Origin of the sequence: Cohaesibacter marisflavi, assembly GCF_963665895.2 — a bacterium.
GTDB lineage: Bacteria > Pseudomonadota > Alphaproteobacteria > Rhizobiales > Cohaesibacteraceae > Cohaesibacter > Cohaesibacter marisflavi.
In genome coordinates, this window is sequence record NZ_OY762534.1 from 3,583,496 (window position 1) to 3,601,704 (window position 18,209).

Annotated in this window: 18 protein-coding genes; 5 read left to right on the forward strand and 13 right to left on the reverse strand. The window is 56.0% G+C overall.

What is annotated here, in order from left to right; all coding sequences use genetic code 11:
* Positions 1-24: 24 nt before the first annotated feature.
* From ACKPCT_RS17030 to infC, 8 genes are all read right to left on the reverse strand, one after another.
* Complete coding sequence (locus ACKPCT_RS17030; protein ID WP_319567492.1) at positions 25-687, reverse strand: nucleotidyltransferase family protein; 663 nt, start codon at positions 685-687, stop codon at positions 25-27.
* 136 nt (positions 688-823) lie between these two features.
* The gene (locus ACKPCT_RS17035) at positions 824-1,216 is read right to left on the reverse strand and encodes an ASCH domain-containing protein (RefSeq protein WP_090072597.1); all 393 of its coding nucleotides are present in this window, start codon (positions 1,214-1,216) and stop codon (positions 824-826) included.
* Positions 1,217-1,296: 80 nt separating this feature from the next.
* Positions 1,297-3,717, reverse strand: coding sequence for a phenylalanine--tRNA ligase subunit beta (gene pheT / locus ACKPCT_RS17040; RefSeq protein ID WP_090072595.1), 2,421 nt, complete (start codon positions 3,715-3,717; stop codon positions 1,297-1,299).
* Entirely contained in the window at positions 3,714-4,796 is a 1,083-nt protein-coding gene (gene pheS / locus ACKPCT_RS17045) for a phenylalanine--tRNA ligase subunit alpha (RefSeq protein WP_090072725.1), read from the reverse strand. Before pheS ends, pheT begins: the two co-directional genes overlap by 4 nt.
* Positions 4,797-5,099: 303 nt before the next feature.
* Positions 5,100-5,459, reverse strand: coding sequence for a 50S ribosomal protein L20 (gene rplT, locus ACKPCT_RS17050; protein WP_090072593.1), 360 nt, complete (start codon positions 5,457-5,459; stop codon positions 5,100-5,102).
* A 46-nt stretch (positions 5,460-5,505) separates the two neighbouring features.
* Positions 5,506-5,703: a 50S ribosomal protein L35 gene (rpmI, locus tag ACKPCT_RS17055; RefSeq protein WP_090072591.1), complete on the reverse strand. Its 198-nt coding sequence runs from the start codon at positions 5,701-5,703 to the stop codon at positions 5,506-5,508.
* A gap of 309 nt (positions 5,704-6,012) precedes the next feature.
* Positions 6,013-6,471: a TspO/MBR family protein gene (locus tag ACKPCT_RS17060; protein WP_319567493.1), complete on the reverse strand. Its 459-nt coding sequence runs from the start codon at positions 6,469-6,471 to the stop codon at positions 6,013-6,015.
* 178 nt (positions 6,472-6,649) lie between these two features.
* Entirely contained in the window at positions 6,650-7,186 is a 537-nt protein-coding gene (gene infC, locus ACKPCT_RS17065; RefSeq protein WP_090072589.1) for a translation initiation factor IF-3, read from the reverse strand.
* On the opposite strand from infC, the gene ACKPCT_RS17070 reads away from it, so the two are divergent.
* On the forward strand, positions 7,079-7,435 hold the full coding sequence (locus ACKPCT_RS17070) for a hypothetical protein (RefSeq protein WP_139229258.1): 357 nt from the start codon (positions 7,079-7,081) through the stop codon (positions 7,433-7,435). The two genes, infC and ACKPCT_RS17070, sit on opposite strands and share 108 nt — an antisense overlap.
* 73 nt (positions 7,436-7,508) lie before the next feature.
* Positions 7,509-8,369: a formate transporter FocA gene (focA, locus tag ACKPCT_RS17075; RefSeq protein ID WP_319567494.1), complete on the forward strand. Its 861-nt coding sequence runs from the start codon at positions 7,509-7,511 to the stop codon at positions 8,367-8,369.
* Positions 8,370-8,446: 77 nt separating this feature from the next.
* Here focA and ACKPCT_RS17080 read toward each other — a convergent pair whose 3' ends face one another.
* Positions 8,447-9,061: a LysE family translocator gene (locus tag ACKPCT_RS17080; protein WP_319567495.1), complete on the reverse strand. Its 615-nt coding sequence runs from the start codon at positions 9,059-9,061 to the stop codon at positions 8,447-8,449.
* 150 nt (positions 9,062-9,211) lie between these two features.
* Here ACKPCT_RS17080 and ACKPCT_RS17085 point away from each other — a divergent pair, with 150 nt between their 5' ends.
* Positions 9,212-10,153, forward strand: coding sequence for an AraC family transcriptional regulator (locus ACKPCT_RS17085; RefSeq protein ID WP_319567496.1), 942 nt, complete (start codon positions 9,212-9,214; stop codon positions 10,151-10,153).
* Positions 10,154-10,193: 40 nt separating this feature from the next.
* Here ACKPCT_RS17085 and ACKPCT_RS17090 read toward each other — a convergent pair whose 3' ends face one another.
* Positions 10,194-11,390, reverse strand: a complete 1,197-nt coding sequence (locus ACKPCT_RS17090) for a glycosyltransferase family 4 protein (RefSeq protein ID WP_319567497.1) — start codon at positions 11,388-11,390, stop codon at positions 10,194-10,196.
* Between the two features lie 84 nt (positions 11,391-11,474).
* Here ACKPCT_RS17090 and ACKPCT_RS17095 point away from each other — a divergent pair, with 84 nt between their 5' ends.
* Positions 11,475-12,281, forward strand: a complete 807-nt coding sequence (locus ACKPCT_RS17095; RefSeq protein ID WP_090072581.1) for an alpha/beta hydrolase — start codon at positions 11,475-11,477, stop codon at positions 12,279-12,281.
* Positions 12,282-12,363: 82 nt separating this feature from the next.
* Here ACKPCT_RS17095 and ACKPCT_RS17100 read toward each other — a convergent pair whose 3' ends face one another.
* Complete coding sequence (locus ACKPCT_RS17100) at positions 12,364-13,668, reverse strand: aspartate aminotransferase family protein (protein WP_090072577.1); 1,305 nt, start codon at positions 13,666-13,668, stop codon at positions 12,364-12,366.
* 115 nt (positions 13,669-13,783) lie between these two features.
* Between ACKPCT_RS17100 and ACKPCT_RS17105 the strand changes: the two genes are divergently transcribed.
* A complete protein-coding gene (locus tag ACKPCT_RS17105) occupies positions 13,784-14,632 on the forward strand; it encodes a LysR family transcriptional regulator (RefSeq protein ID WP_090072720.1) in 849 nt (282 codons plus the stop codon).
* Positions 14,633-14,753: 121 nt separating this feature from the next.
* On the opposite strand, the gene ACKPCT_RS17110 is transcribed toward ACKPCT_RS17105, so the two are convergent.
* Both ACKPCT_RS17110 and ACKPCT_RS17115 read right to left on the reverse strand, forming a co-directional pair.
* Entirely contained in the window at positions 14,754-16,328 is a 1,575-nt protein-coding gene (locus tag ACKPCT_RS17110; RefSeq protein WP_319567498.1) for a carboxylesterase/lipase family protein, read from the reverse strand.
* 246 nt (positions 16,329-16,574) lie between these two features.
* A complete protein-coding gene (locus ACKPCT_RS17115; RefSeq protein WP_319567499.1) occupies positions 16,575-17,966 on the reverse strand; it encodes an NAD-dependent succinate-semialdehyde dehydrogenase in 1,392 nt (463 codons plus the stop codon).
* Positions 17,967-18,209: the final 243 nt, after the last annotated feature.

Consider the following 18,209-nt stretch of genomic DNA (forward strand, 5'->3'; position numbering starts at 1 on the left):
GCACGGCCGAAGGCCCGAGGGCCTTCAATCAAGCAGTTCTGGGCGCACCGGTTCGCCAGTTTCCCAATGCAGGATTTTCAATTCAGGCCAAAGGCGTGACATGCGTCTCGCCTTTTTAGCATAGTGCGTCCTGTTGCTTTCCAGCTTGTGGCAGGGACGGATGGTCAGAGCAAAGATGTCCGCCAGACCGAAGGGAGCGGCTACGGAGAGGGTGTCATCCGCCTCGAGCCGAACGGCGACGGCATGGGTGGTGCACATGTAGTTCTCAAGGCTTTCATCCGTGCCCGTCAGCTCGGGATAGGCCCCGCCAAATTTCTCACGATACCACAGATGCACCCGCGCCTGATTGCGCACCTCAATGCGCCCTTTCCACGCGGGCAAGGCCTCGTCCACCTGTTTGATAACAGCGTCCTCAGCGTCCCAGGAGCGATCCGAGGGATCGAAATAGGCAACGTCATAATCTTTGATACCATGGCCCTGTGGTCGGCCTGTGACGCGATTCCACACTGTTTGATAGAGAGCCCCCGAGACCAACCGCCAATCGGGTAGATCCAGCGCGCGGAGTCCTTCAAGGATGCCCATCAGCTGGTTGTCTTCGCGGATGAAGCGCACAAGCAAAGCCTGTCTCTGCTCTTCATTCAACGCTTCAGACTCGTTGTCTTTGCGCACCACAAACGGACTATCCATGCTTCACCCCATCGTGTCATCCAGAGAGAAGACCAAGGTCTTCGATTCTCAGGCATTTGGCAAAGAAGAGACGCAGATATGAACATATTTGCCCGCTTGACGGACATTCGCTCGGCGTTCGGCTGGTCGGTACTGGCTATCGATCCAGTACTTCACACAGGCGGAAGCGTTCGCATACCAGTTTCATGTCTTCGGAAAAGCCGCCATTGCGGGTGAAATATTCCTTATGGCCCTGGCGCCAATATTCGTAGGAGAGATCACCCTCTCCTTCTGCACGCGCAAAGGCTTCATCGACCTCATCAAAGCGGCGGATCGTAACATCAACGGTTTCAATCACCGCAGCGGGCTTCTGGCGCCCATCGAGCAGGAGATATTTGTCTCCCACCCTGGGCATGGGAATATTGTCCTTTTGCATCAATTGCAGTGAGTCGCAAGACGCGGTTTTCTTGCCCTCAAGAACCAGAGCCAACAATTCATCGGCCAGTTCGGGCGAATCACCCATGGCATAGGAATCAACAATGTCATGCATGGCTCTCTCCCCTTCAGAAGCCAGAAAAAAGAAATCCCGCGGCCCTCAAGAGTCGCGGGATTATGGATGTTTTCGTCAGATCAGCCGCGCAGTTCGCCGCCGGTTGCCTTGGCAACAGCTGCGACGATCTTCTTGGAGATCGCTTCAAGATCTTCATCTGTCAGCGTCTTGTCTTTCGGCTGCAGGGTCACTTCGAAGGCAACGGACTTCTTGCCCGGCTCCATATGTTCCCCTTCATAGACGTCGAACAGGTTGACGTCGGTGATCAGCTTCTTGTCGGCGCTGGCAGCGGCCTTGAGAACCGTTGCTGCGGTCACTTCATGGGCCACGACAAAGGCAAAGTCGCGACTAAGTGGTTGCAGGTCGGAAAGCTGCAGAGCCGCACGGGACTTGGCTGCCTTCTTCTTGGGTTCCGGAGCGGCTTCGATGGTGATTTCGAAGGCGCAGACAGGGCCGTCCACCTTCAATTCATCGAGAACCTTCGGATGCAATTCACCAAAGGTGCCGAGAACCACTTTCGGGCCAAGCTGGATCTTGCCGGAGCGTCCCGGATGGTACCAGTCCGGACCACCTGCCACGATCTGCAGCTTGGAGCTGTCCATACCCATCGCTTCCAGAACGGCCAGAGCGTCTGCCCGTACGTCAAAAACGTCAGCAGCCTTGGCCGGATCGCGCCAATGACGGCCATTGCCGACAATCTGGACCGCTCCACGGCGAATGCCGGTGGCATGGGTGAACTGTTCATCAGGCTTGTCGCCAAGGAAGATCTGGCCAACCTCGAACATGGCCAAATCATCAAAGCCACGGTCCACGTTGCGCTGCGCAGCCAGCAACAGGCCGGGCAGCAGACTTGGACGCATGTCGGAAAGCTCAGCAGAAATCGGATTGGTCAGCGCCAATTCCGGTTTGCCACCACCGAACATTTCAGCCAGTTTCTTGTCCACGAAAGACCAGGTGACCGCTTCTACCATACCGCGGGCGGCAAGCTGGCGGCGAGCATTGCGAATGCGTTTCTGGCGTTCGGTCAAAGGTGGCTGGGTGACTGCGTTGAGACGCGGCAGCGCAGCGTTCGGTACGCGGTCCACGCCAACGATGCGGGCCACTTCTTCCACGATGTCCGCCTTGCCATGCACGTCAGGACGGAAGGTCGGCACAGCAACCTTCACATGATCGCTGGCGCCCGATACCCAGAAGCCAAGACGCTTGAGCACGGTCTTGATTTCCAGCTCAGGCACATCAAGGCCAGCCAGACGTTTCACCTCGGAAAGCGGGAAGTCGATGATCTTGTCCTCAACAGGCGCTTCACCGGCAACAACCATTTTCGAAGGTTCACCGCCACACAGGTCCATCACCATCTGGGCAGCCAGATGGCCACCGGGAATGACGAAGGCCGGATCGCAGGTGCGCTCGAAGCGATAACGGGCGTCGGACTGGATGCCCAGCGCGCGACCGGCACGCGCCGTCTTGATCGGATCAAACCATGCGCATTCCACGAAGACATTGGTGGTTTCCGGCTGGGACCCAGTGCCCTCACCGCCCATGATACCACCAAAGCCGACGGGGCCATTGTCGTCAGCGATTACGCAGATATCTTCGCCTGCCTCTATTTCATATTCCTTGCCATCGAGGGCAACCATCTTTTCGCCAGGCTTGCCAAGGCGCACATGGATGTCGCCTGCCACCTTGTCTGCATCATAGACATGCAGCGGGCGACCACGGTCGTAGGAAATATAGTTGGTGATGTCGACCAGCGCGTTGATCGGCCGAAGGCCAATGGCCAGCAAGCGACGCTGCAGCCATTCCGGGCTGGGACCATTCTTGACACCCTTGATGTAAACACCGGTGAAGACCGGACAAATCGGATTGTCGCCTTCTTCTTTCAGCGTCACATTGATCGGGCTATCGAAGCTGCCAGCCACGTCCTTGGGATGATGCTCCTTGAGCGTCCCGATGCCGGCACCGGCAAGATCGCGGGCCACACCATAAACACCAAGCGCGTCACCACGGTTTGGCGTGATGGCAATGTCGATAACAGGATCATCAAGGCCGAGAACCGGAGCGAAAGGTTCGCCGATCGGCGCATCTTCCGGCAGCTCGATGATGCCATTATGCTCGTCGGACATGCCCATTTCGCGCTCGGAACACATCATACCGTTGGATTCGACCCCACGGATGACGGTCGGCTTCAATTTCATGCCGTTGGCCGGAATGACAGAGCCGTTCTGAGCCAGTACGACCTTGATGCCAGCGCGGGCATTAGGCGCACCACAGACGATCTGAAGCACTTCCTTACCGGTGTTGACCTTGCAGACACGCAGGCGGTCTGCATCAGGATGCTGCTCGGCTTCCTCGACATAGGCAACCGTGAAATCCTTCAGATCTGCGGCCTTGTCGATGACTTCCTCGACCTCAAGGCCGATGATGGTGAGCTTGTCGAGAATTTCTTCCAGAGACGCGTCAGTCTCGAGATAATCCTTCAACCAGGAGAGTGTGAATTTCATGAGGAGAGCCCTCCTACCAGAGAAGGAATGTCAAGGGGACGGAAACCGTAATGATCGAGCCAGCGTTTGTCGCCATTGAAGAAGGCCCGCAGATCAGGCATGCCATATTTCAGCATGGCGATGCGATCGATGCCCATACCGAAGGCGAAGCCGGTGTAGCGGTCCGGATCAAGATCACAGTTGCGCAGCACATTCGGATGCACCATGCCACAGCCGAGAATTTCGAGCCAGTCGTCGCCCTCGCCGATGCGCAGTTCGTTGCCCACGCGCTGACAGCCAATATCCACTTCCATGGATGGCTCGGTGAAGGGGAAGTGCGAAGCACGGAACCGCATCTTGACGCTGTCCACCTCAAAGAAGGCCTTGCAGAATTCTTCCAGTGTCCATTTGAGGTGCCCCATATGGATGCCCTCTTCAATGACGAGGCCTTCCACCTGATGGAACATCGGGGTGTGGGTCTGGTCACTGTCGCAACGATAGGTGCGGCCCGGGCAGATCACGCGGATCGGCGGTTCCTGGCTGGTCATCGTGCGGATCTGAACCGGAGAGGTGTGGGTGCGCAGAACCTTCTGGTTGCCTTCGGCGTCGACAGGCAGGAAGAAGGTATCATGCTCCAGACGGGCCGGATGATCAGGCGGGAAGTTGAGCGCGGTGAAGTTGTAGAAATCTTCTTCGATGTCCGGCCCTTCCGCAACAGCAAAGCCCATATCGGCGAAGATTGCAGTCAGTTCGTCGGTTACCTGCGCAATCGGGTGAACGCGGCCTTCGAATGGCGATCCCATGCGGGTGGGCAGGGTCACATCAACGGTTTCGCTCTTGAGGCGTTCGTTAAGCGCCTGATCCTTGAGGATCTCCTTGCGCGCTGCAATCGCGTCACCAACGCGCCCCTTGAGGCCGTTCAGCGCCGGACCCATTTCCTTGCGTTCTTCCGGGCTCATCTTGCCCAGTGTTTTCATCAGCTCCGAGATCTTGCCCTTTTTGCCAAGAGCCGAGACGCGGACTTCTTCCAGTGCAGGCTCATCAGTTGCCGCTTCAATAGCGGCGGTGATCTCCTGCTCGAGTGATTTGAGTTCCGACATAATCATTCCGTTTTGGGCCATTCCGTATGGACCGGTCTGGCCGGGCTTCGTGCCCTACGAGACTTTGCTGTATGCGTTTTAACAGATTGGCATGGACAATAAAGGGTCTTTTCCTCACTTAATCCCGTCAATCTCCTTGAAGACAAATAAAAACCCGCCTCGATCACTCGACGCGGGTTTTTAAACCGTAAAACTAGTTCGTGCGCCGATACGAAATCATTGCAAACCCTTGTCGGGATTGCCTGAATTTCGGCCTCAACACGAATTCCTTCAAAAAGCGATGCTTTTCAACCGGAATGCGCCTTAGGCGGCAGCAGCAGATTTGGCTTTTTCAACCAGGCTTGCGAAAGCCTCTGGCTGATGAATTGCCATATCCGAGAGGACCTTACGGTCGATTTCGATGCCAGCCTTGTTGAGGCCGTCGATAAATCGTCCATAGGTCAGACCCTGTTCGCGAACAGCAGCGTTGATACGCTGGATCCACAGAGCGCGGAAGTTGCGTTTTTTGGTCTTACGGTCGCGATAAGCGTACTGACCAGCTTTTTCAACTGCCTGTTTTGCAATGCGAATGGTTGAACGACGGGCGCCATAATAACCTTTGGCTGCCTTGAGGGTCTTTTTGTGACGGGAATGAGCCGTTACACCGCGTTTTACACGTGCCATTATTCTATCTCCTAAACCAGAATGCTGTATTCAAGCTGCTTGGCGCTTACTTGTAAGGCAGAAACTGCTTGACGATTTTCGCATCCTGCTCAGCCAGAGTGGTGGTGCCACGTGCTTTGCGGATGAATTTGGTGGTGCGTTTGATCATACCATGCTGTTTGCCAGCCTGTGCGGATACGATCTTGCCAGTACCGGTAACCTTGAAGCGCTTCTTGGCACCGGATTTTGTTTTCAGCTTGGGCATTTTGCTCTCCTGAAATCCTTGGCGGATTGTTGTTTTTGACAAAGCTCTAAGAGGGTGTTCCTCGCCATGAAGGCACTGGATCCAACCATCCCGGATTGAGCATTTCAAACTCCCCACGGCAGCCCTAAAATCAGCCGGGCGAGTCACTTACCTTGCAGTCAGACCAGCATCCACCCTAAGGAGACATGCTGGTTGCCTACAGATTGGCGGGTTATAGCGATGCGCGGGAAGGGAATCAAGAGGCAAGATCAAAGAATCTGCCCGTTATCCGGTAAAAGCCAGCGCTGAGGCCATCGGTTGGCTGCGGAATCAATTCAGCAGCCAGATAGACAGGTTCAGATAGCTCGCATAGCCGACCCAGAGCAGATAGGGCACGAAGAGAAGAGCGGCCAGTGGATCGCGCTTTCTGGTCCTCACAATGAAGCTGATGATGATAACAAGCAGAAGCGTGATAATGGCAACAGATCCGGGCAGGTTCTTCAGCGTGAAGAAGACCGGGCTCCAGGCGAAGTTGAGCCCCATTTGCACAAGCCACATGGGGAGCAGATCTTTTGAAAATGCCGATTGATAGATCCGCGCGCCGACGATGCCGATGAGAATATAGAGAAATGTCCAGGCCGGAGCGAACAACCAGTTGGGCGGCGTGAAGGGTGGTTTGACCAGCCCCTGATACCACGGACCGGGAATGTTATTGGCGCCGATCAACAGCCCTCCCCCAACAGAAATCAGGAGAAAAAGCCCATAGGTTAGCCAGCTTGAGGATTTCATGTTCCTATCCTGCGCGTTTTCACTTGTTTTACAACCCTCATAATAAAGGGAACCGCGCCTGTTTTTGTTCCCCGAAACAGGGCACAAATCACATGGCGCCATTTATACGGGCCAATAAAAAACCCGGATCCAGAGATCCGGGTTTTTTTGACGAAAAAGTATTGTGCCCAGAGAATACTTATTTCGGAGCGAGAATCATGATCATCTGGCGCCCTTCGAGTCTGGGTTCCAGCTCTACCTTGGTGCGTTCGATCATCTCGGCTTTGACCTTCTGGAGCAATTCCATGCCGAGGCTTTGGTGCGCCATTTCACGACCACGGAAGCGCAAGGTGAATTTGACCTTGTCACCGTCTTCGATAAAGCGATTGGCATTGCGCATTTTCACTTCATAATCGTGGGTGTCGATGTTTGGCCGCATCTTGACCTCTTTCACATCGACAACTTTCTGCTTCTTGCGCGCTTCGGCGGCTTTTTTCTGAGCCTGATATTTGTACCGGCCATAATCCATGATCTTGCAGACCGGCGGCTTTGCGTTCGGCGAGATCTCAACCAGATCCAAACCGGCTTCAGCAGCCATGTCTAGCGCTTGTCTGGTCGGAGTGGATCCATGGTTATGTCCCTCATCATCGATGAGCTGCACTTCGTCAATACGGATTTGGTTATTGATGCGCGGTCCCGTCTCGCGGGGCGCTTGCGCTCTATTTGGGCGGCGAATGGTCGTAATCTCCTGTTTATTGCAACAATAGCGTCAAATACATATGACGCAGCTTGCGCCACCTTTCAAGCCCTGCCATGGAACAGGGGCAGGGATAAAAGGCAGAATTCTCTATCCTTTCACAAGCTAATGCCGAGTCTTGTCAAAATCTTGCCGTTACTGGGATATTTCGCGCAGCCAAAAGTTCTGCTATGCAAAATTAGCATGGCTCGGGATGACCAATATCAACGATATGCGACCATCGTATGATAAAGAGCCAACAAATGTTATAGCTGGTGCCTGTCGCCCTATCGTGTATCCAAAGAGCAGAAAAGTCTACTCCATGTCCGAAACGCCTCAATTCCAATTTGACGCCCTGATGCCCGCCGAAATGGCCAAGAAAGCCGAGGATGTTGGTGTCTATAAAGCAACCAAACAGCCGCTGACCACATTCGTTTTGGCGATCACTGCGGGTGCCTTCATCGGCATCGCCTTCATTTTCTATACGGTGGTAACCAACGGAAATGGCGATATCGGCTGGGGAGCCAACAAATTCATCGGCGGTCTGGCCTTCAGTCTTGGCCTGATGCTGGTTGTCGTCAATGGCGGCGATCTGTTCACCAGCACGGTGCTCACCGTTGTGGCCAAGGCCAGCAAGAAAATCACCTGGGGACAGCTCGGCAAAAACTGGGTTATCGTCTATGCGGGCAACTTTGTCGGTGCCATCGGTCTGGTTGTTATCATGCAGATTGCCCAGCATTACGAGCAGGGCAACGGCTCTCTTGGTCTGAACTATATGCATGTCGCCCAGCATAAGCTGCATCATGGTTTCTTTCAGGCCGTAGCGCTTGGCGCCATGTGCAATGTCATGGTTTGTCTTGGCGTCTGGATGTCCTATGCGGGACGTTCTGTCACCGACAAACTGTTGGCCGTGACCCTGCCTGTCGCCATGTTCGTTGCTTCCGGCTTTGAGCACTGTGTCGCCAACATGTTCCAGATCCCGATGGCCATCATGACCAAGACCTTTGCCGGTCCGGAATTCTGGGCCGCAACCGGCACCACAGCGGCGGACTTCGCCGATCTGACATGGGGTCATTTCGTGATCAACAACCTGATCCCGGTCACCATCGGCAACATCATCGGCGGCGGCGTTCTGGTAGGCCTCATTTACTGGTTCATCTATCTACGCCCACAGAAGCACTAAGCTTCGCCCGACTATCGCGCATTCGCAAAGCCTGATCTGGCGGCTCGATTCTGGCCGGATCAGGCTTTTTCTTTGTCTTACAAATGGATCAGCATGGGCGCCATGCTGGCAACCAGGAGCAAGGCCATGATCCGGTTGAACCATATCAGCCGGGAGCCTTGAGATAGCCGCTTGCGCAAGGCTGCCCCGGATATGGCCCAGATGCTGATAGAGGGGATATTGACCACCGCAAACACCGCCACCAGCACGATAAGGTTGGTGAGATAATCCTGTTCGGTCATGTAGGTCACGGTTACCAGCAGGGCGACAGTCCATGCCTTGGGGTTGAGCAACTGTAATAGAGCGGCCTGAATGAAGGAGACCGGGTTGGCCAATTTTTCTCCCTCTTTGCCAGCATCGGACCCCATGGATCTGGCGCCAGCAATCTTGTAGGCCAGCCAGAGAATATAGGCCCCGCAGGCAACTCTGAGGCCGGTTTCAACCATCGGCGCTTCCTTGAGCAATTGCCCCAATCCGAGCCCGACGGCAAACACCATCGACAAAAAGCCAAGCGACACGCCAAATATCAACGGCAGAGACCGCAACACGCCGAAATTGGCGCCAGAGGCCAGCAACAGAAAATTGGCGGGGCCGGGCGAGATGGACATGACAAAGGCAAATCCGATGAGGGCAAGTATCATTTCCAAAGGCATTTGAATCTTCGCTCCACAATCATTGGGTCAATCAAGCATTGGGTCGGTCAGCGACCTATCCGCCTCTGCCCAATGCTTGCCGCAATGGCTGGCGCTTGTTAATGATTGAAACGCCCTCATTCTTAGCAGATCGTCCAGAAAGTGATACGCATGCATAAGACAGATCTGATTTCCGATATTTTTGCGACCCTGCGAATCGCCGGGGAGCTCTATTTTCGCGCCCAGCTATCCGGCCCCTTCGCAGTTGCAATTCCTCCCTCTCAGCGCCATATCCGATTTCATATCGTGCTGAATGGCTCCTGCTGGCTCTGTCTGGAGGAAGAAGAGCCGGTGCCGCTGGAGAAGGGCGATATCGTGCTGGTGCCCCATGGCGTAGAGCAGAGCATCAAGGCGACTCCGGATCTCGCACCAACGGATTTGGCCGGATTGATTGCCAGCGGGGCCTTGCTGGACGGCGTATTGAGACTCGGCAAAGAGCGCGATAAAGCCGCCTTGCTCTGCGGTTTTCTGCATTTTGATGAAGAAATCGAGCATCCCGTGCTGGCGCTTCTGCCGAGCCATCTTCATCTTAGGCCAGAGGATATGGCAACCGTGCCATGGATGCGCTCCACCCTTGATTTGATCTCCTTGGAGGCCAATCTCGGGGAACAGGGCATGGCGGCCATTGTCAGCCGTCTGATCGAAGTGATTTTCATCCAGACCATTCGGCAGCTCGCCCAGACGGCCACCGACGAGACCAAAGGCTTCCTGCGCGCCCTTTCAGACAAGGCCATAGCGCGCAGTCTCAATGCCATCCATGCCGAACCGGAGAAAAAGTGGCTTGTTGAAGATCTCGCCGCACTGGCCGGGCAATCCCGCTCTGCCTTCGCTCGCAATTTTGCCGAGGAAGTGGGGCAGACACCGATGGATTATCTCAGGAGCTGGCGTCTCACCAAGGCCCGTATGCTGCTCACCACGACCCATCTGTCGATGGGTGACGTGGCCAGCCGGTGTGGCTATGATTGCGTGCCATCCTTTTCGCGCAGTTTCAAACGGACCTTCCATATCGGCCCGGGCAGCTTCCGCCGCAGGGGCCTTGAAGACGGGCACTGATGAGGAGCGCCGAGTTGGGCGCTAAGTTGGGCGCAATCGGCTAGCGCTCGGCTCCATAGCGATCCGCCAGATCACATCCCAGCAGTTGATCATAGACAGCAAGAGTCTGCTGGCCCATGGATTTAAGCGAAAAGCAGGCCTCGATCAGATTTCTGGCGACCGGGGCCACCTGCTGTTTCTTTGCCTCGGGCATGGTAAGCGTTTGGGCGATGGCGCCCTGCCAGCCTTTTGCATCATCATGAGCGATGACGCTGGCGATCCATTGTTCCGGCGTCACATCCATGGGCGGAGCCACGACCTCGGGCTGGGCGCCCAGATCGCCAACAAGGGTCGGCTTGCCCATGGCCAGTCCTTCGGCTGCCGAGCGTCCGAAGGTCTCCGCATCCTGACTGGGCACAATCACCATAGTGGCCAGCGCATAGGCTGCCGGCATGTCCTTGCAATGGCCAACCCGACTGACGCAGTCAGCCACATCGTGCTCGGCGATCAGACGATCCAGCTCCGCGACATAGGATTCACGCCCCTGTTCATCGCCGATGAGAAGCAATTGGAAGGTTGGCCCAATGGCTTTCTTGAGCGCGCCCATCACTGGAATGATGAAACTCTGCCCCTTCCAACGCGTCAGCCTTGAGGGAAGGATCATCACGGGGCGGGCATCCAATTCCCATTTGCTGCGCAGGGCTTGAATCCGCTCGTCAGAAATCTTTTGTGGATCGAACAGATCCATATCGACACCGCGGTGAATAGTCATCGTCCGGTTTTCCGCATCCGGATTGCGCCCGATGACGAGCCGAGCCGTGTAATGGGAATTGGCGATCACAATATCGCCTTTGGCCATGACCGAATTATAGAAGGCCTTCAGCCGCCCCTTCTGGCTGTAGGCGCCGTGATAGGTGGTCACGAAGGGCACACCGGCGCGCCGGGCAGCAATATAAGCGCTCCATGCAGGGGCACGAGAGCGGGCATGGACGAGATCCACCCCTTCCTCTCGGATCATGCGCTCGATGGCTTTGGCGTTGGAGAAGAGAATCCGCAACGGATTCTTGCTAAGCCCCTTGAGCGGCAACAGGCGTCCGCCCACCGCCTCCAATTCGGGCAGCAACCGCCCTGCTTCAGCGGCCACCAGAGCCTTGCCACCAGAGCTGGTTATCGCGGCTGCGATATCCACCGTTCCGCGCTCTACGCCACCGGAATCGAGCCAAGGAATAACCTGTAGAATTGTTGGGGCTTTCGTCATGCGGTCCACCGCGCTATGTAACTGGCATCCCCGTCGCCGCGCTTGCCAACGGTGCCGTTTGATTTCTTTCCCGGAGACATAACAATGTCAGCCCCCCAAAAGCAAACCTTCCTTGTCGGAAACCCCTTGGTTGAGGGGGACCATCCCCGCGAAATTGCCTTCAAACAGCGATTGGCCGCAAAAGCGGGCCAGCCGGGGCTGTTCTGGATGAATGGCTACAAGTCCAACATGGAAGGGGACAAGGCGCAGTGTCTGGATGAATGGGCGACAGAAAATGGCGCGGCCTTCACCCGCTTTGACTATTCCGGCCATGGCGTCTCCGGCGGAGACTTTCTGGATGGCACCATCTCGCGATGGCTCGCCGAAAGCCTTGCGGTGTTCGATGAAAAGACAGATGGACCGCAAATCATCTGCGGCTCATCCATGGGCGGCTGGCTCGCCCTGTTGCTCACCCGAGCGCATATCGCACAGGTCGGGCTTGAAAAGAGCCGCATCAAGGGCCTTGTCCTGATCGCACCGGCAATCGACATGACCAAAGTGTTGATGTGGGACAATTTTGACGAAGCAGCCAAGGCCGAAATGGCGGAAACAGGCATTTTCCGGCGCCCAAGTGCTTATGATGATGGCCCTTATGAAATCACCGCCAAACTGATCGAGGATGGCAAGGCTCATCTGTTGGGCGATGATCTGATCGAAACCGGTTGTCCGGTGCATATCCTGCAAGGGGTCAAGGACGACGCAGTTCCCTGGCATTCATCAGTCGATCTGGTTGCCCGTCTGGCGCGTGACGATGTCAAGCTGACGCTGGTCAAGGATGGCGATCATCGCCTCTCCCGCCCGGATGATCTCAAGCTACTGATCAGGGCGGTAGAAAATCTGCTTGAGCGCTAAAGCGCTAACAAAATGCAGACGCCATGAAAAACCCGCTGCGGAAGGGTTTCGCACCATTCGCAGCGGGTTTGTCTTTTGTACCCTATTTCGTGGCAGCGGCCATCGAATCGGAAATGATGTTGAGGGCCTTGTCGATTTCTTCGGCGGACACCGTCAGCGGCGGAGCAATGCGGAAGACGCCGCCCATGCCCGGCAGCTTGACCACATTCATGGAGAGGCCGCGCTGCATCGCTTCTTCCATGATTTTGGTACCCAGCTCGTAGCCCGGAGCCTTGGTTTCCTGATCCTTGACCACTTCGAGCCCGATCAGCAGGCCGCGCCCGCGAATATCGCCGATGCAATTGAACTGTTTTTGCAGTTCCAAAAGACCATTGCGCATCTGGGCTCCGCGTTCGGTTGCCTTTTCAACCAAGCCATCCCGAGCGACCACATCCAGCACCGTGTTGCCGATGGCGGCGGGCAGCGGATCGGACACATGGGTGGTGTAGAAAAGGAAACCGCGTTCATGGGCCTTTTCTTCGATTTCCTTGCTCGTCATAATCGCCGCCAGCGGCAGGCCAGCGCCAAGGGTCTTGGACAGACTCATGATATCGGGCGTAACGCCATCGCGCTGGAAGGCAAACATGGTGCCGGTCCGACCGACGCCGGTCTGGGCTTCATCGAGGATGAGCAACATGCCGCGCTCTTCACATTTCTTTTTCAGAGCTGCCAGATAGCCGAGCGGCAATTCGATGATGCCACCGCTTGAAAGGATCGGTTCTGCGATGAAGGCGGCCAGCTTGCCCGAAGTCTGGCAATCGATGAGGCGGAAGGCGTCATCCAGCTCGGTCTGCCAATCAAGGCTGCCATCGGCATTGGTAAAGCGCGGGCGGTAGGTGTCCGGGGCAGGAATGACGAAAGAGCCAACGGACGCAGGCCCATATCCGAAGCGACCCGCGCTATAGGTGGCCGAAGCAGCCGCACCCGTCATGCCATGCCAGCTCTGGGCAAAGGCAACGATCTCATGGCCACCGGTCACCAGTTTGGCCATGCGGATGGCGGCTTCGTTTGATTCGGCGCCGGTGGTTACCAGCATCACTCGATCCAGCCCCGGCGCAAGCTCGGCAAGGCGGGAGGCAAGGTCTACAACCGGACGAGAGAGCATGCCGGAGAAAAGATGGGCAACCGTCGCCATCTGTTTGTTGACGGTGGAGACGATATCCGGATGGGAATGGCCAAGCAGGGCGCTCATCTGGCCGGAGGTGAAATCGAGAATGGCGCGGCCATCGGCGTCATAGACATAGTTGCCTTCGGCGCGCTCGATGATCAGTTTTTCAAAGGCAGAGCCATAGCGGATCAAATGGTCGTTAGCGCGGTTCCAAAAGGCCGGATCATCATTTAAGGACATGCTGTTTCTCTCTGGTATCGGGGCGATGTTTTTTGTTGCTCATCCAGCCTTAGCAAGGCTTGAAAATTCAGGCAAATTGATAATACTAAATTCAGATATCAATCGGACTTATATCATGCAGTCACTCGACATCGCCTTGCTGAAAAATTTCGTCATTGTGGCACAAACAGGCTCCATCAGCCTTGCCGCCCAGCAGGTCGGGCGCACACAGTCGGCGCTCAGCATGCAGATGCATCGTCTGGAGGCTCAACTTGGTAAACCGCTTCTGCATCGCACCGGAGCGGGCGTCAGGTTGACTGCAGCGGGTGAGAAATTGCTTGTCCATGCCGAGGCTCTTCTTACCCAGCATGACGAAATCCTGATGGATATGACCGGAACCACCTTGCGCGGTTCGATCAGCCTTGGCTGTACGGAGGATTATGCAAGCGCCTTCTTGCCCCAACTTCTGGGTAGCTTTTGCGCGCGTTATCCGGACATCGATTTGAGGCTGGCCTGCGCCCCTTCAACAGATCTGAGGCCGCAACTGCAGCAGCGCTTGCTGGATATGGCGCTGGTCTCCCTGCCTTCAGCCAAGGCGGACGGGGTTATTCGCAAGGAGCAGCTGGTCTGGGTGGCCAATGAAGCTGCGCCGGCGATCCTTTCGGCTCCGATTCTACCGCTCGCCCTGCCCACTCCGAGCACGATCGACTATCGGGCAGCCTGCACCGTGATGGAGGCGATCAACCGGCGCTATCGGGTGGCCTATGCCAGCAACAGTCTGGCCGGTCTTCTGGCTATTGCCCGCTCGGGCCACGCCATCAGCGTTCTGACCCGCAGCGCCGTGCCACAGGATCTGCATATCATATCAGATGACTTGCCACCGCTACCCGCCATAGGCATCACGCTGGAACTGGCCGATCAGCGTCCTTCCGCTGCGGTTTCGGCATTGGCGGACCATATCCGCACGACTTTGCCGCACTTATAAGGCTTAGGTCCTGCATGACGGGCAGCTTTCTCGCTCAGATAAAGAAACATCCAGCCCAATTCCTCGAGCTGGATGATGGTCTCACTATCTTGTTTCAGGCTTCTTTCAGGCAGCCATATCCCTAGACAGCATCAATCGCCACATCCTGCCATGCTGCGCGTCGCTCGGCACCAATGAAGTCCTGCCCAATGCTCGGCGTGGCGTCAAAGCGCAGATAGTCGAGCGCCTCGGGATCATGCTGTGGCCAGTCTGGCAGGTCTGATGTCTGCGGATTACCGGTGCGGGCAAACGCAATGAAGCTGTCGCGCATACGTTCTGACACCGTTTGGGCTTGCTTGGTCCATTCAACAGGGAACGGCGCCTCATTGGGCTTGCCAAACGTGAATGCAATATCAGAGGCATGAGCGGCTCCGATCGGGGAGGCCTTTTGATAGTCGAAGCGATAGCTCCAGACATCCGCGCCTAGGCCCTTCAGCTGATCAGCCAAGCGCAAAGAGGGAATACCGGTAAAGCTGTCGCTGAAGAGATCCATCAGCGGATCGCGTTCTGGCCTTGCATGCGCCTTATAGATTCTTGCCAGTTCATTCCATTTTTCCTCACCCACGAGACTGCGTACCTTGAGCGGTAGGCCTTCGAACAGATTTTCAAAATGGGCAAAGGTCTGGCCCTCATTCTCGCAGTGACCAATAAGAGCAGGAATGGCCGAGAGTGTTTCCAGTGGATGCTTGGGCAGAACCGAGTCGCCAATGGCGGGATGGAATGGCTCGCCCCCAAGCAGGATACTCTTGGATTTAGCTCCCATAGCCGCAAAGATGCGCTTGAGTTCTTCAAGTGGCAAAGCCATAAGCTTTTCGTCTTCACCGGGCTTGAGACCTGCTTCAGCCAGTGCAAAAGCCAGCACCTCTTCTGCCTCACGGGCCGAATAAATGGGACGTGCGCCACCGCTCTGGATGATGGCACGGGCGAACAGACCACGCGCGCGCGGCGATCCGATAAGCGTGCTGATGGCCATGGCTCCGGCCGATTCCCCCATCACTGTGACATTGGCAGGATCACCGCCGAATTGCTCGATATTCTTCTGGATCCATTGCAGCGCGGCTACCTGATCGAGTAGAGCGAGATTGGCCGAATCTGCATCCAGCGAGGTGCGCAGAAAACCAAAGCCATTGAGGCGATAGTTGATGGAGACATAAACGAGATCGCCGCGCTCTGCATAGTCATCACCGTAATAAACCGCTTCCGAGCCGGAGCCGGCCACATAGCCGCCACCGTGAATCCAGACCAGCACCGGACGCGGCGTATCAGATCCTTTTTCTGGAGCCCAGACGTTGAGATAAAGGCAATCTTCGGCGCCAGCATCGGGCACCGGCATGCCAGCGCTCAGTGCTTGCTGTACGGCCTGATTGCCAAAGGCAACCGTCTCTTTCTGCCCTGCCCAGGACGAAACCGGACGAGGGGCACGGCCGCGCAAATCTCCAACAGGCGGTTCGGCAAAGGGGATGCCGCGCCAGACGCGGGTGCCATTGGCTTCGCGCGCACCAATAATCTGCCCACCAGTGACAGTAAGGGCCGTGGCGGCATCCACCTTTGTGGTCTCGCCAGCTGCTTGTGCCGTGTTGCTCCAATGCGGGGCAACCCCGAGAGCCGCCAGAGAGGCCACCGAGGTCATGAATGTTCTGCGAGAAATAGCGGTCATGAAAAATCCTTCTTCTATGAGTGGCCGAGCAATAGACCTCAAAAGGGAGCCAGAACCAGCAAATGCCAAATGAGCATCTTCGGCTTCCATCTCTCTGCCTCTTATCTAGCCAAATCATCCAGACCATTCAATCAATGCATCCGCATTGCATCTGTGAACAAGGCTTCTGAATGTGGCGAGAGCCCGCTCAGTACACTGAACGGGCTCCCGATTGCATAAGGTCAATAAAAGGCTTTTTTGAGCCGATCAGAAGGCAGCGTCGATATCGACAACATCAATCAGCTTGTGGTTGACGAACTCGGTCAAACCAAGATCAAGCAATTCGCGACCATAGCCAGAGCGGCGGATGCCGCCAAATGGCAAGTCAGCCTCAACCTTGGTTGGATGGTTCACAAACACCATGCCGGTAGAAATCTGCGCGGCCACGTCTGCGCCGTGTTTTTCATCCTTGGTGAAGACCGAGCCACCCAGACCAAACGGGGTATCATTGGCGATGCGGACTGCGTCTGCCTCGTCTTTTGCCCTGAAGAACATGGAGACCGGACCGAAGAATTCCCAGTAACGGGCTTCATTCTCTTCGCCCAGACCACTCAGGATGGTTGGCTGCACAAAGGCCCCCTTGGTGGGAACGGCAGGGCCGACTTCTTCGGCTTTTGCCCCTTTGGCAACGGCCTTCTTGATCTGTTCCTTCACATCATCAGCGGCCTTCTGGGAAGAAAGCGGCGCAAGGGTGGTGTTCGGGTCAAACGGATCCCCTGCCACCAGTTTGGCAACGCCAGCCTTATATTTTTCGAGGAATTCATCATAGACCGAATCCTCGATGATCATGCGCTTGGAAGATACACAGACCTGCCCGCCGTTCCAGTGGCGACCAAAGACGGCCCAATCCACGGCCTTGTCAATGTCGGCATCCTTGAGCACGACGAAGGCGTCGGCACCACCCAGTTCCATGGTGGACTTCTTGAGCGCCTTACCGGCCTGAGCCGCCACAACGGAGCCTGCCGCTTCGGAGCCTGTGAGGGCCACGCCATGCACACGCGGATCGTTGATGATCATCTCGATCTGGGAGCGGGTTGCATAAAGGTTGGTAAAGGCCCCTTCCGGCAGGCCGGCTTCCTTCATCAGCTTTTCAAAGCGGGCGGCGCTCTGAGGCACGTTGGACGCATGCTTGAGCAGAAGCGTATTACCGGCAGACAGCTGCGGTGCGAGAATCCGGGCGATCTGATAGTAAGGGAAGTTCCAAGGCTCAATGGCCAGCAGGACGCCGAGCGGTTCATGCACCAGCGTCGCATCGCCTTCAGCAGGGTCAAGCACTGGTAGCTTGCGCGGCTGGAGAAGCTTTTCTGCATTGCGGACGTAATATTCAAGGATCTTGGCGGAGAGCTCAACCTCGGCCTTGGCTTCAGCAGTAATCTTGCCCATTTCAAGGGTCAGGAGCTTTGCATGCTCGTCGGCGTCGGCGCGCAGCAGATCGGCAGCTTTTTGCAGAATCTTTGCCCGCTCGGCAAAGCCGGTTTCGCGCCAAGCCAAGAAGGCATTATGCGCCTTGTCGATGGCTGCGCTTACTTCTGCATCCGTCGCATCGGGGAAGGACGCTACCTGTTCGCCGTTATATGGATTAATCGTTGCATATGCCATGATCTTTCCTCTCCTTATTTTTCTTGCCCTTTGGTCTTGGTGGCCGCTGGTTTTGAAGACCATCCAGACCGTCGGGCTTATTGTGTTGAGTTGAGCGGTTGATCTGTTGAGAGACTGGCGAAATCTGTTTCCCTCAGCGGTGCAACGATCCCTACTCTTATTGACTGATTTCCGAAAGCGCTTGAAGCGGCCCCAAAGACCTCTCTTGCGTTTCGCATATTCTGAATATGGTTGTCTCTTTTG